General features: G+C 36.3%; 6 protein-coding genes. 1 reads left to right on the top strand and 5 read right to left on the bottom strand.

The window, feature by feature from the left end; all coding sequences use genetic code 11:
- Positions 1 to 34: 34 nt before the first annotated feature.
- The gene (gene gapS4b, locus E4635_RS00155; RefSeq protein ID WP_135524591.1) at positions 35 to 1138 is read right to left on the bottom strand and encodes a GapS4b family protein; all 1104 of its coding nucleotides are present in this window, start codon (positions 1136 to 1138) and stop codon (positions 35 to 37) included.
- 2 nt (positions 1139 to 1140) lie between these two features.
- Positions 1141 to 2079: a GapS4a family protein gene (gene gapS4a / locus E4635_RS00150; protein WP_135524590.1), complete on the bottom strand. Its 939-nt coding sequence runs from the start codon at positions 2077 to 2079 to the stop codon at positions 1141 to 1143.
- A 220-nt stretch (positions 2080 to 2299) separates the two neighbouring features.
- Here gapS4a and E4635_RS00145 point away from each other — a divergent pair, with 220 nt between their 5' ends.
- Entirely contained in the window at positions 2300 to 2605 is a 306-nt protein-coding gene (locus E4635_RS00145; protein WP_135524589.1) for a helix-turn-helix domain-containing protein, read from the top strand.
- 425 nt (positions 2606 to 3030) lie between these two features.
- Here the strand turns inward: E4635_RS00145 and E4635_RS00140 are convergent, their stop codons facing one another.
- From E4635_RS00140 to E4635_RS00130, 3 genes are all read right to left on the bottom strand, one after another.
- Positions 3031 to 6846, bottom strand: coding sequence for a T9SS type B sorting domain-containing protein (locus E4635_RS00140; protein WP_135524588.1), 3816 nt, complete (start codon positions 6844 to 6846; stop codon positions 3031 to 3033).
- A 110-nt stretch (positions 6847 to 6956) separates the two neighbouring features.
- Positions 6957 to 7313 (bottom strand): hypothetical protein, encoded by a 357-nt coding sequence (locus tag E4635_RS00135; RefSeq protein ID WP_135524587.1) that lies wholly within the window; start codon positions 7311 to 7313, stop codon positions 6957 to 6959.
- A gap of 3 nt (positions 7314 to 7316) precedes the next feature.
- A complete protein-coding gene (locus tag E4635_RS00130) occupies positions 7317 to 14246 on the bottom strand; it encodes an RHS repeat-associated core domain-containing protein (protein WP_135524586.1) in 6930 nt (2309 codons plus the stop codon).
- Positions 14247 to 14252: the final 6 nt, after the last annotated feature.

The following is a 14252-nucleotide window of genomic DNA, read 5'->3' as shown; positions in this document are numbered from 1 at the left end:
GAGTTCTAGTAACGGCAATTCATTTCCATATAATTTATGGTGTTTTAAATTTTGAATAATTTGCTATTTTGTGTTTCTCAACAAAAGCATACAGCTCTTTCCTTAATTGCGTTTCGGTAGTCGTCCTCTTATGTTCTTTTTCAATCGTGAAATTAAGTGAAATCTGTAGTTCTGCATTAATTGATTTTTTTGCAATATAGTCTGGGAATGCAATAACAAGATTAGCTATTCCTTTAACGCCTCTAATATCAAAACTATACCTAAGCGAAATTGAGCCTACAATCAGCTTGTCATGATATTGGTTGTTTTTGAGCAATGGATTATTTTGAAGCCCTCGTCCGTTTATCTTTAATGAATCTATTTCATCGACTAAAGCTTTAATGTCTACATGTGACTCTTGTTCCTCATCAAGGTAAAGGTCGATATCTGTAATAGACTGAAATTTAAGATAAATACAAAACTCTTTAGTGAAGGAGTAGAAAAATTGAATCCTTTGAGCGTTTGTGAAATCGTTGAATTTAATGCGAATAAAATCGTCCTCTGGTTTGATGAAGCTTTGGTCTTTAAGTAGCTTTTTTACTTCACCAACGATTAGCTCATTTATCAAAATAGTTTCTTTTGAAGTTGAATTTTGTTCGACCGACAATTCGAGATTCCCATCCTTTGATTTTTTGACAAAAACCTTTCCTGAATGTTCGGTTTTATTACTGGTCCAGTTTTCAAGAAAGTTATCACGTTCAATTTTATAGTCAAAAATAGCAGTCTCGTCCTCAATATAAAATGTCGGCGTCCCCAAAAGCTTAAAATTAGGCTCATACTTATGTACTTCTTTAATTTTTCCAGCAAGATCCATTGGAACCGAAAAAACTTTTGTTAAATCAACATCTTCAGTACATTTAATCGTTGCAGTTCTAAATTTAATCGTATCCTCTTTCTTCTTTTGTGCTTCATGCAAATCGTGAAAATCAGCAGGACTTACGAGAGTTTTCATTAATAACGGGATTGAATTATTCTTTTCTATATGCCCTAGAAAAACACCTTTATCCCGAAGCAATCCATTAATATTTGTTGTTGAAATACTCGCGTTAACAAGCAATTGTCTTATGTGGTCGCCTTGTGGCAAAAAATCTTTTTCCATTTTTAACTATTTCTAAAATCCGATGGGTACTTGCGAAGTAAAAGGTTTTGATTAAAGATGTATTTAGGAAATTTAGACAACTCGCCTTCTACTGCACCTTTATGATATAATTCGTTGTAGTCCGGGAAAGATAAAATTGTTTTCTTCGCCGAGGCTAAATGATCGAAACTATTTGCAAAAGAAAGAAGTTTGGAAAAATTATCTTTTGAGAAACTGTCCTTACAAAAGATAAGAAACTCCACATCGCTACCTTTTTCAATTCTCACTGGGATTATATCTGCGAAGAGATATTGCACAGGCATAAAATCTCCGTAGCTTACCGAGTTTAAACCAATGATATTTAAGCTAGTATTATGATATACAAATTTTACATTGTCGATACCATATACTTCCTTTGCCCTAAATACCGTTTGATGCAGAAAATCCATACGATTATTGTCTATGACAATAATCTTGTCAAAAATAAGGTCAGCATCAATTTGCATATTTGCAATTTTAGGAATAAGCTCGTAGTCTTCTGGGCTCTTGTCCGATAGCCATACAAGAACACCTGTAATTTCCGTTCTGGTTATTCCGCTAAATTTATAGTTTGTTTCGGAATACAGTTTTGAATTTTTGAAGCATTCAAGTGTAAACGCCAAATCTTCAAAGTGCTCTTTAAACTTTGTCTTTGGGTTTTTAGGGTATTCATCTGCAGTATATTTAGAAGATATAACTACAATATCCAGCAACTGATCTTCAAGAGGACTCTTACTGCTAATTAATGCATCAATACCATGAGTAGTTTTTTCTCCTTTTGCTGTTTTAGATTTATGTTTTGTGCCTTTAATACAATTTATTGTTTCATTTGGTGTAACAGAGTTGAATCCGAGTATATCCTTAAAGAAAAAGTCGACTACTTTTTCACCTTTTTCACCTACCGTTTTTGACCATTCTCCCATACGTTTTTAGTTTTATTTGATTGACTTTATAAAAACAATTTTGCAAATTATTTTCCTTGAATTTGATGGGAATATATAATAAAACAGAATAAATGACAATACGTATTTATACTGCTTTTTATCTCTTATGCAATACATTTAGAAATACGTATTTCTATTTAATTAAACCATTGTCATGGCAATACATAATTTTACATAAGATTTTAAACAACAAATTATCATGAAACCATTTACTTTTGACCAGATACCAATAATGATGAAAACGCTTTATGATAAATTAGAGCATTTGGAAAAAATGATTGAACGAATCTCCCCTACCGGAAAAAATCAAGATGAACTACTCAACATTCAAGAAACATCAAAACTTTTAAATCTATCAGTATCGACAATCTATAGTAAAGCATGCAAAAGGGAAATTCCATTTAATAAACGAGGCAAACATATTTATTTTTACAAATATGAGTTAATGAAATGGATTAAATCAGGTCGAGTAAAAACTTATTTAGAAATCCAAAATGATATTTAAAAAAAGTTCAGTAATCTAGGTTACTTTAGATTTCTGAACTTTTCTCTTTTTAACCTTCATCTCTGAATATTCTAATCATGTATGATTTAGCTTTTTTATATTAATGATATAATCAACATTCAAAATTTATATTATTTTTGCATGAAACAACTCCCATGAGTTATGTTATCTCAATAAGGATACTTTGTTCTATTTTTGTGATATATGGTACAAATTTGTACCATTTTTGTACCGAAAAAGCTGGAAACACCAGTAAATACTGAATGCTAATTTCTGCATTGGGAAGTAAAGCATACAAATCATCACAAATTAAAGTAAACAAAAACACACTAATCCCTTTTAAGTAAAGGGATTTTTTATTTTAATGTTTCTTATGTCAACTTGGCTAGCAACGAAAATTGTAATCAATTGAATAACCTAATTCATTACCTCTTCAAAGCAAAATGCCCTTTAAACTCCCTCCCATCAGCAAGCTTAATGATATACCAATAATCCGTAGCAGGCAATGGCTGGTTGTTGAAAGTTCCATCCCAACCTTGGGAATTTGTACTGATCTGTTTGATAAGTTTTCCAAGGCGGTCGAAAATATGAACAATTCCTTTTGAATTTCTATTTATTCCTTTAATATTCCAAAAATCATGGTAACCGTCCCCATTAGGTGTGAAGAAACTTGGAATCCCTAAAATATTTACATCTTCTTTGACAATACCACATCCATTCAAATCTTTCACATATACTGTATAAATCCCCGCTTCCAAACCTAAAAACACATTCGATGTTTGAAAAATACTATTATCCAGGCTGTATACATAATTCCCGTTACCTGTCACATGTACAACGATAGAATTATCGCTCGAGAAATCGGTAACTTCAACGTTGGTAATAGTGGCAATATCGGAAGCTGTTACAGTAATTGTCCTTGTTCGTGAACAACCTAGATTATTAAAAACCTCAACCGTATAAATTCCTTCCTGATTTACTGTAAGAGAATAATTTGTTTCATTGGGAATAACCGCTCCGTTCAGTTTCCACACATAAGTATAATCTGATGTGAGCGTGTTATCCTGGATTCCGGCATCAATGGTTTTTGTGAAAGTGGTATTGTTACTGCAAACTAATTCATCACCCAACAAACTGATATTAGGAACAGGGTTTACTATAAAAGGAATCGTTGCAACGGTTTTGCAATTTGTATTGGATGGATTGGTTACTTCTACCCTTACATTTTGCGTTCCAGATAAAAATGGATTTGGCAATGGGCTTGGCAAAAGATTATTGTTTCCATCAAAATAAGCAACAGTCATACCTGCTTGACTATTCAGTATCGTTGATTGGAATGTTGAAGTATTGAATGGATATTTTCCATCCTGAAGCACCGGATTTGTTTCATCATCACAGGCAGTTGTTAACGATGCCGGAAGAGGAAAAACTTCTGGTAGATCATCTACTATGAAACTAATGGTTGTTTCATAACTGCAAGCTGTCGGAGTGTTGTTAGTTACTACCGCTTTTACCGTTTGTGAAGCCGATACAAATGGATTTGGCAACGGGCTCGGCAATGGGTTGTTATTTTGATCCAAGTAAGACACTGTAACATTAGTCAATCCATTCAATAAATTGGATTGTAAATTGGTCGTATCAAAACCAAATTGGCCATCCTGATCATCATCGCAATGCTTTAATTCCTGTGGAGAAACAATTGGAATTTTTTCCACATGTAACGTAATATGACTTCCCAAGCCTAAACAATCGTTATTGACCTGACTGTCTACACGAATATAGATATTTTGGCTATTCGGGTAACCAATGTTACTGTAATTGGAAATATCGGTTATGGCATTATTTTCTGCCAAGGCATTGGCAAGATTTTTATAATAGGTGATAATTAATTGTTGTCCGGCCGGAAAAAGGTTTTGTACCTCATTGGTCACGCTACTGAAATCAAATTCAGCAATACCATCGGTGTTAGTTCCTGAAGCACTATCATCACAAACCGTAAAGTTCCTTGTAAAATTCAACGGAATCTGGGTTGTTGACACATTAAGATTCAATTGTGCTGTACGGTAGCAGTTATTCGAATTGCTGATCCTCACATAAACCACATCATTACTTACAATTTGATTGGGATAAGCGGTAAAGTTCTGAATTGGGAGTATATTACTTTGGGCATTAGAAAGTGTTTCAAAATAAGCAAAAGTTTCGTTAGCATGGTTAGTCGAAATCGTATTGTTCGCTTCCGTTAAATTGAATATACTATAGCCATCTGTATTATCATCACATTGCTTCAGGGTTACTGTAGATGTAATAACTGGTAATGACAATACCTGAATAGTAAATGAAGTCATAGCCATACAACTTGGATTATCATTATTGACTACCTTAGCATAAATTGTTTCTGTCGGGTTGGTATTCGAATAATTCTCCGGAGTAGTTATAAGATTGCTTAACGCTGCATCTGTATAATATACAATCGAAAATTGTGAAGGCGACTGGCCATTCAATATTGTAGCAGCTCTTTGGTTCAGGTTAAAAAGAATACGACCATCAGTATCAGTTCCTATTGTAGTATTGTCACACAAGGCTAAAGCTGGTATGTTTACAGGCAAATTTGGCAATGGAGTATCAAATACATCTATGGCAAAAGTAGTGGTGGCCTTGCAATTTGTATTGGCATTATTGGAAACTTCCGCAATAATAGTTTGTTGTTGGTAAGCCACTACATTTTGGTAACCGGTTGGCGTTGCAATGGCTACATTATTGGAATAATCTGCAGCATTTGCAAAATATTTCACTGTAAATTGGTTTGGATTTTGGCTATTCAAAATAAATGTATTTCTAGTAGTCAAATCAAAAGCATACAAACCATTATTATCCGTATCGCATTGCAACATATCTTGTGGCTGTGTAGCCGACGGCATGGCTGAAATAACAATATTCCGGCTTTTTGTATTCGTTCCTACCGGACTTGTTGCCGTAACCGTTACGGTGTAAGTTCCCGCCGTTGTGTACGTATGATTCGCAATAATCGCATTACTTGTTGGAGAACCGTCGCCAAAATCCCAAGTTGCGCTTACTATAGTTTGATTGGTATTTAATTCCAATTGAGTATTTTGCCCAACGCAGGCATTTTCCAGTTCTATTGAAGGATTGAAAAAGAAGGATTGATTAAAAGAAGGCAAACCGCTCAGGCTTATTTTTCCAGCTAAATCAATTGCATCCAATTGGAAATTACAGCCAATACCTACAACATCCGGATTATTAATTACCGCTATTTTATTTTGGTTAATAACTGCCATATAAATTTTACCATCAGGCCCTAACTGAAGCGTTCCCGGATACTTGTTATCGTCATAAAGGGTAAATTTTGAAGCAGGTATATCAGCAGCTGACAAATTGAATTGATACAGTTTGTGCCACGCATTTGAAATATACAAGATCGATTCGTCTGGCGAAAATTCAACGCCATACAACTCCCCACCTTCTGCTAATAATGTCAGTCCGTTTGAGATGACACCTGTACTATTATTAAAATTAAAAAGTTGTGCAATATCTGATACGCTCGTCAATGCCAATTTGGATCCACTTGGTGAAATTTTAATAGTTCCAGCCGAATAAAAGCCAATACCCGTAATTACTGCTCCTACATTCGTTGTTACCGGAGTTGATGATAATCCTGAAGATGTCAGTAAATGGGAATAAAAAGTATTGCTGTTGCAACCATGGGTAACGATCCAGTAATCTGTTCCGTTTGCATGTTTTGTAATTCCTATACTCTCTAAAGTGGGCGTATAAACTAAAATATTCTTATCGGCCGTTACACCTCCCAAACCGCCATCCAAAGTCAAATCTATAACAGAATACCGGAAGCCGTTTGCATGTGCTTCATAATCTATTGTGAAAACATAAAATAAGGTTGCAGAGCCTGGCTTGGGAACAATGGTAGCGGATTGCGTTGTGGAGCTATTCCCCATCAGTCCTGTACCATTTAGCATTACCTGATGGTTTTTGTTATAGATTGTAGTACCATCTGTATAAAACAACAATTGGCCTGCAGCATTGGATAATGTTGCGCAACCTTCCTCCGTATTCAGTTGACCATTAGTTAAAGCCACAGGGTTACCACTATTGAAATCCAATCCTGCATGATTACCGAAATACCAGATATTGGCCTCTCCTTGTGCCAGGGAAATCATCGTAATAAAGAAAAGACAAATAGCTAATTTTAGCTTCGTATGAATCATTATAATTGCATTATTTTTATTTATGACAAAACTCCGCAGTTGTAACTGTGGAGTTTTGCGTATGGCAATTTTGTTCTTGGGATGAAATAATTTCTTTAGTTATTTCAAACTTATTCCAATTCATTCCACTTTTTAAAAAATTCAGGTTCATCAATTTTTTCTATACCAAATCTATTTTGGAAATCTTCAAACTTCATATCTGTATCTAACCAATACCCATATTCATTCTGAAACGGCATCTTTAAAATAACTTGATAATTTTCATTTAAGCCAATTTCTTTTTCAATACATTCATTTACATCATCATATTCTATATACCAAACATCAACAAATTGTATCAATTTATCATATTTCGGATTTGCTTTTGGAATAAAAGAAAAAGCAAAATTTAAAATTTTACTTATTATAGTTTCTTTTTTATTCACTCCTAATTTCTTTTTAGGCTGTGAGAATTTAAAATATTTCATCTTTTAATTAAATCTTTTTAAGTGAAAATGACCTGGATCGATTACTCTCCAGCTGTTACCTGGTAATTTCATATTCCTGATACGATAATTTAACAATTGAAATTGATCACTTCGTATTCTGTTCAAATATCTTGGCGATGCTCCCCAACGAATGGAGTTAGCCATTGGTTCATTTAAGGCACGACTAAACGAAGGGCCAATCCTTATCCATTGTTTAAGTCCTCCTGTAGCTGATGTAAATAATTCAGTTGCCCTACCAAAGACATACATCAATCCCACTTCTTTTAATCCCTCAGAAAATATTAATCCAGTTCCTTCAGAATGAATTTTTATCCCATAGGCTCTATAATCCGATGTTATTTCACTAGATTCGTCAGTAAAACTAAAAACTTTTTTTGAAGCTATAATTTTACCTTTCCTATATAGATAGTCTATTTCATCTCCTCCTTTATCATTTATTTTATTTCCTTTTTCATCATAACCGTTATCATCTGCACTACCTTCTGAATGCATCGCATGATTCAAACCACTCACAACCAAACCAGTTACAGCTCCCTGCCAGAAATTCCCTCCAGTAAGAGCAGCTCCTGCACCACCACTTACAGTACCGAAGATAATCATTCCTACATCACTGCTTCCTGAACAGCCTGCTAAACCATGCCAACCAGCGGCTTCATAACCCACACCTCCATATAAACTAGCTGCCACGCTCGAAATGGAACCTGCAGCAAATCCTGTCCAAAAACCAGTTCCTTGCACACCACTCACTAGCCCTTGGAATGTCCCATGCGCTAGTGCCTGGACTGTTGCCCTCATGGCAAAACTACTGATACTGCTTACGGCACTTCCAATACCACAGGTAATAGCCCCACTTACCGCACCCACAAAGCTAGACTTTAATATCCCGGAAAAGGTAACATCAGTATCATTAAAGACTCCCATGGTCATATAGGACATGATTCCAACAAATGCCCCTATCGCTATGGCTGAAATAAGCTCTTCTCCACTAGGATCAGTATATTTCAACGGATTGTTAAGAACGTAACCGTAACGGTTATAATTTTGGGTATTATAAGGATCCTGTACAAAATTATCCGGTTGTAAAAAACGGTGTAATTTAGGGTCGTATAATCTTCCGTTCATATTGATTAGCCCTACACTCTGCAAATGCTCATGTCCAGTATAACCCCTGTCAAAAAACGTAAGCTTTGTTAAATTATTGCCAGTACCATCCTGTACCTTCGTTACATTCCCCCAAGGATCAAAAGCTCGTTTTTCTACAACAGAACCGGTCGCGTTTGTAATTGCCAGGACACTACCTTGGTAATCACGGTGCAGGTAATAATAATTATAGGCCGTACCATCGCTTTTTAATACAACTGGAGCGTTATAAGCATCTCCACCAATATACGTTATAAATTCAACAACATTACCTGCTAACGTATATTTTATTTCCATACTGCCGTCACCGCTGTAATATTTACGGTAAGGTCTTACGAGTCTATCATCATTAGTACTTCCATAATACATTGCGCTTCGCTGTTGCATCATATTGTAGGCAAAACTAACTTTGTCAACTCCAATTTCTTCAATTTGCACCGGGCTTTTGAAAGCATTATAGGTGACATTCAAATTACCTCTTGACTGATAAAAACCACTCGCTTCACTAGATAATGGAGTTACTGAAGTTTGTTGATAAGGCTTGGCACTTGTACTGTAATTATACGTTCCAAGGTTGTTCGCTGTTATCCTTCCCCTGTCATCATACGTTTGTGTATTTCCTGAAAAATCAGTTACAATGAAATTATCCAGGGTAAAAGTAGCTGAAGGAGCAACTCCCGGTTGAATAACATCCTCTTTAATCCCCAATCTAAAATAGACATCGGTATACGTTTGTACTGTGTATTCTTTTTGAAAAGTCCCTGTACTAACAATTCCTAAATCCGTTTCAATAAAATTGGAGTTCAGGGGGTTTCTTTCAACAATCATTAAGTGGACGTTGCTATTACCACTTGTCCAGGCATAATCTCCTTTTATTTTTACCGTCTTGCCTATTACAGCATTGGTTAGGATCTTCTTTTCGGTCCCTGTATATTCCGCATTTGTAGTTATCCTAATTCTGCTGCCAGATCTGGTTACAGACCCACCACTGTCAAATTCATAATAATAAAAACCATCAACACCTGTATTAAAAGTACAGTTTACAATAACTTCTCCTTCAAATTTCCATTGTGTTAACCTGTCTAAGGTATCATACTGAAAATCTTCCTTGATATCGAACATACTATTGTAACGACTGGTCAGATTACCACGTTTCGGTTCAAACGTAGTATTCAAGGTCATGATATTCACAGGAGTTGTTCCTGCTTTATCATGTTTGAATTGCGACGGAAAACCATAAGCATCATAAGTATTAGTAATAGTCAAACCATTACCAAGTGTTGCTCCAGTAAGCTGTCCTCGGGCATTTACACTGTCAGCTTGCCAAAGGAGATTTGCTCCATCAAACATCTGATATCCTTTTCCGTTTTTATAGGTATGCTTAATTGTTTTGGTACTGGTTTTACCGTGGGCTGTACCTGTTGTTATTTCGGTATCAATTCTACCAAAAGTATCGAAAGTCAATTCTTTTGTAAAAACGACTGGTCCAGGCAGCGTCTCTACTGTTTTTTTCAACTGTTTGGTCGGAGTATCATACGTATAAGCGTAACTACTGTTACCATCATAAGTATTTGTAACCGCTATACCGGTAACCCATTTATAAGTAGGATCGTAAGTATACGTACTCTTGATATTGGTCTTCTCTGTATCGGAAAAGCCCAGGACAGTTTTGGTCAGTACTTTCCCAACAGGATCTAAAGTATAACTTGTTGTTCCTTTATTAAGTACCGTTTCAGTCAATAATTCCCCAAAAGCATTATAAGTATACGTATACGTTCCTGCCGAACTGTCTTTCAGCTCTTCTTTCCTTCCCCATTTATCATACTTCATCGTGGTTGCAATACCATCATAATTGGATTCCAGTAAATTCCCAACAGCATCGTAACTATATAGTATTGTTCCTCCAGGGGTATCTGTAGCAGATACCACATGGCCATTAGCATTCGTAGTCTTGCTTTTAGTCAGGACTTCATCATTTGCAGTAATCTTTAATCCGGCATACGTAGTCGTAATTATTTTTCCTGTATGGGCAGTGGTTTTAATCGGCCTTGAATAATCATCGTATTCATAACTGGTCCATTGCGAAGGAGAACCTGTTGAGGCATATGGCTCACTATCTCTTGTTTTCCGCCCTAAATAATCATATTCAGTAGTAATATAATTCCATACACCAGAAATATCCTTGCTGCCTTTGCGGATAACTCTTGCCAAAGCATCGCTTTCAATACTATTCCCGCTGCCATCATCACCGGTTTCTGTAGTAGTATATACATTATTTGCCCTGCTGTAAGCATACGTGATACTCTTCCCTAAAAAATCGGTTATTTTAGTTCGCTTACCCCAATTGTCATATACACTCACTGTAGTAAGCCCATACGGATTGGTTTGGCTTAATACTGTCCCATACCTGCTGTCATAACTGTTATTGGTGGTAACTAAATTGTCTGCATCGGTAATTGTTTTTACAAATCTGTTTGTCGTATCATACGTATATGATGTTGTTCTTGGAGAAACGGAATTTGTGGCATTTGTCCCAGTCGCACTAAGAGTTTTGCTTTTTAACAAACCGTTCGGAAAATACGCCATGGCTTCTACAATGGTTTCGGGTGCTCCGTTGGCATTCTTTTCGGTACCGGTCAAATTACCATTGTCATACGAATACTTCTCAATACTCACCTGTGTATTGGAATAAGCAGTTGTTGTTGTTGTCACCTGCTTTGGACGCCCTATAAAATTGCCTGCATTATCGTAAACAGTAACAATATTCGTTGTCCCTTGGAGTGTCGTTCCTAAATAAGCATTTGACGTAACATTGGTAGGCAATAAAAAATCAGACGAGTAATTATTGTATACTTTCTCACTCACAACATTGGTCAGGTAATCTGTTGTTTTTTGATTCGCCAGTAAAATGCTGTATCGTTTTGTAACTGGGTCTGTTGCTTCTGTAAATAAGTTTTCAACCTTATTGATTAAGCCAGTACTATTATTGGCAAACGAAAAAGGGCTGCTTAATAATTGTATATATGTCTTACTATTGGCACCACGCTGTAAAGGATTATTTTCTGTAACGTTCCAAGTTTTTTTATCACCAGGATTTTTATACCATCCACTACGTGCCGTTTTCTTAAAACCAATAGATCCTAAAGCTGTTACATGTTCAACATATCCCAAATAACTGAAATCCTGGAATTTTGTAACCCCAGCCGATGTGTTTTTCAATTGACTAACCAATTTTGTGGTCGGCAATTGTTTTATCTCAATAAACGGATATTGCAGGGCATCTTCAGAAGAGTAAAAACCATCCGGGCTTCCAAGTCCATTGGAACTTGGATCCGGCTCCATGTTTTTATATGTCAATTCATCCACAATCGCACCTCCGGATTGTGTTACTTTTTTCAATAAATTTTCCTCTGTATAATTCTTGAAGAAATTAACATAACTGACTGTTTTGTCAAAGGCGTTATTACCATGGTAACGAATCATTAATACCTCACTATTAAAACCTTGGTATTTGTAATTACTTACCAATGGAATTGGAAGGGAGTTATCGTCAATATTCCCGATATCCATTGATCCGTAACCTGCCGTAAAACCATTGTTGTATCCGATAGTATTGATATAACTGGATATATTCCATTGAGAATCGATATTCTTAGGATCAAAAAAAGGATCCGGCTGGTATAAAACCCTAAAAACCCTTACCAAGTCCGACTTCCCGTCTTTGTTGATATCCAATGCATAGTAACTGCTGTAATGCCATTCGTGGCTGTATGCATTACCGGAACTTGGCCTATACTCTACAATATTGTGCGATTCTTTTACAAAAAATGCTCCTCCGGCCGGGTTCGGATTGCTGTAATAAATATGCCATTGGCTACATCCTTCACATCCATTACCATCTGCTTCAGGAACCATTACATCCGGCTTACCATCACCATTATAATCCCCAAAAAGGATTTGTTTGGTTTTGGAATAACTATCCATCACTCCTTGGCCAATTACTTCTAGCTGGATCCAAGGAGCCGACTGCAATTGTTTAAAACTAACAACTTTATAATTCTTGTCGTCATCAATCATTAGGATATCTGATTTTCCATCCGAATTGAAATCCATAACAAAGCGTTTCCCTACCTGCAAAAGAGAAAAGTCAACTAAAGCAACATTTCCTGCGGTATTCTCGGCAGTAGAAACTGCAGGATTTAAATCCACCAAACGTGCAGAATTGATAAAATCCCCTACTTTCTCTTCCCAATGACATGTATTAGGGCCTGGTTCTTCTCCTTTTGCTGTTTCTGAAGATTGGGATGAAACACCACGGCCGCCAGTCTGAGGATTGGTTACATATTTTTTCGATTGATACGAGCCTAAAATAAGGACTTCCGAAAGGCCATCTCCATTAAAATCCCCTTCCAGATATTGGTTCGAATTTTTAGCAAATGTAGGACTGGTACACTTAGAAGGTGGGCTTTCAGGCTCTAAATTTCCATTTTCATCATATATAAATTGAGTACAAAGATCATCACAGTAACCAACATTATCCATAGTAATAATTTTACTATAGCTGTTCACCACTGTGGCATTGTCAAGATTATAAATTTTAAATTCAACACTCGTAAGACTTTCATTGGAATAAACGATGGATTGCTTTTGGTTTATTTTCCCATTGGTCAAGGTAGTCGCTGCAAATCGTTGCCTTGCAGATCCCAAAAAAGGCAAGCTGTAAACACTGCCAGTTCCCTGAAACAATTTGGTATACAAATTTTTACTAGTGATAAAATCCAAGCGCCCATCGCCATCAAAATCACCTGCCATGTCTGGACTGGTAGATAAATCCAAAGCATCAGTATAGGTGTTTGAATAAATAAAACCATCACTACCAGTGGTATTATATTCAAAAACAACTGGGTTTACTGCTTCATTTGAGCCGTTAAATTCCTGCAGCTGGCTTACTCTTTGATATCCATCGGCATCAGTTACATGGGTCAATTGGTATTTTCTAAACAACAAACTGTTGGTGAATACTTCGATTTTATCTAAAAGCTCGACTTTCTCAATTTTTATCCCTTTTATATAAGCATTTTCTTTTCTTGCTGCTTCCTTATAGGTAAAAACAATCTTATTGAGAGGGGTTGCATTCGTTGTAACATTGGCACTGAAACGGATTTCAGTGATGCAAAGGCTTTTATTATAAGGCTTCGCATAATGATAGGTCATAAAGTTACCGTTAGTATCTTCGAACCGTACAATATAGAAAGCAGTGGCATCAGTTGCATTCATCCCTCCGTAATTGCCGTACCATGTCTTGGATCCGTCCGGAGCAGTGACAATAAAATAAATAGTGCTTCCTGTCCCTTTCAGTTCGATTTTTGTGTTCGATTGGACTTCTGTCTCATAAGTAGAATTATCGGCCCAATACTCTCCAGATTTTTTAAGCAATCGCTGTCCGTCCAGTGCTAGTTTGTCATTGTCATCGAAGTCTACCCCATCCTTCATCCCATCAATATCCTGACGGGTTGCCATACGGCTTATACTTGATACGGTACTGATATTCCATCCTTGTCCTGCAATACCACCAGCTTGCCCGCTAACATAAGTAAGATTAATAACCGGGCCTACATCTTTAATACTCGGCGGCATGGCAACAGGTAACGTATACACTGTCTGACCTGAACTTGAAACCTCAAGCCTGCCTTGGGTATCATGGTAATTTTGTGAAAATAATGAATTGGCTATTAGAAATAGTAAGGCTGATAAACGTAATTTTAATTTCATGGGAGG

Origin of the sequence: Flavobacterium humi (assembly GCF_004745595.1) — a bacterium.
GTDB classification, from domain to species: Bacteria; Bacteroidota; Bacteroidia; order Flavobacteriales; family Flavobacteriaceae; genus Flavobacterium; species Flavobacterium humi.
The sequence above is the reverse complement of the archived record's forward strand: the minus strand, read 5'-3'. Positions and strand labels throughout refer to the sequence as shown.

What these genes read in the sequence shown, in the direction of transcription:
- gapS4b (WP_135524591.1), bottom strand. Translation starts at nt 1,138, where the DNA reads ATGGAAAAAGATTTTTTGCCACAAGGCGACCACATAAGACAATTGCTT.
- gapS4a (WP_135524590.1), bottom strand. Translation starts at nt 2,079, where the DNA reads ATGGGAGAATGGTCAAAAACGGTAGGTGAAAAAGGTGAAAAAGTAGTC.
- E4635_RS00145 (WP_135524589.1), top strand. Translation starts at nt 2,300, where the DNA reads ATGAAACCATTTACTTTTGACCAGATACCAATAATGATGAAAACGCTT.
- E4635_RS00140 (WP_135524588.1), bottom strand. Translation starts at nt 6,846, where the DNA reads ATGATTCATACGAAGCTAAAATTAGCTATTTGTCTTTTCTTTATTACG.
- E4635_RS00135 (WP_135524587.1), bottom strand. Translation starts at nt 7,313, where the DNA reads ATGAAATATTTTAAATTCTCACAGCCTAAAAAGAAATTAGGAGTGAAT.
- E4635_RS00130 (WP_135524586.1), bottom strand. Translation starts at nt 14,246, where the DNA reads ATGAAATTAAAATTACGTTTATCAGCCTTACTATTTCTAATAGCCAAT.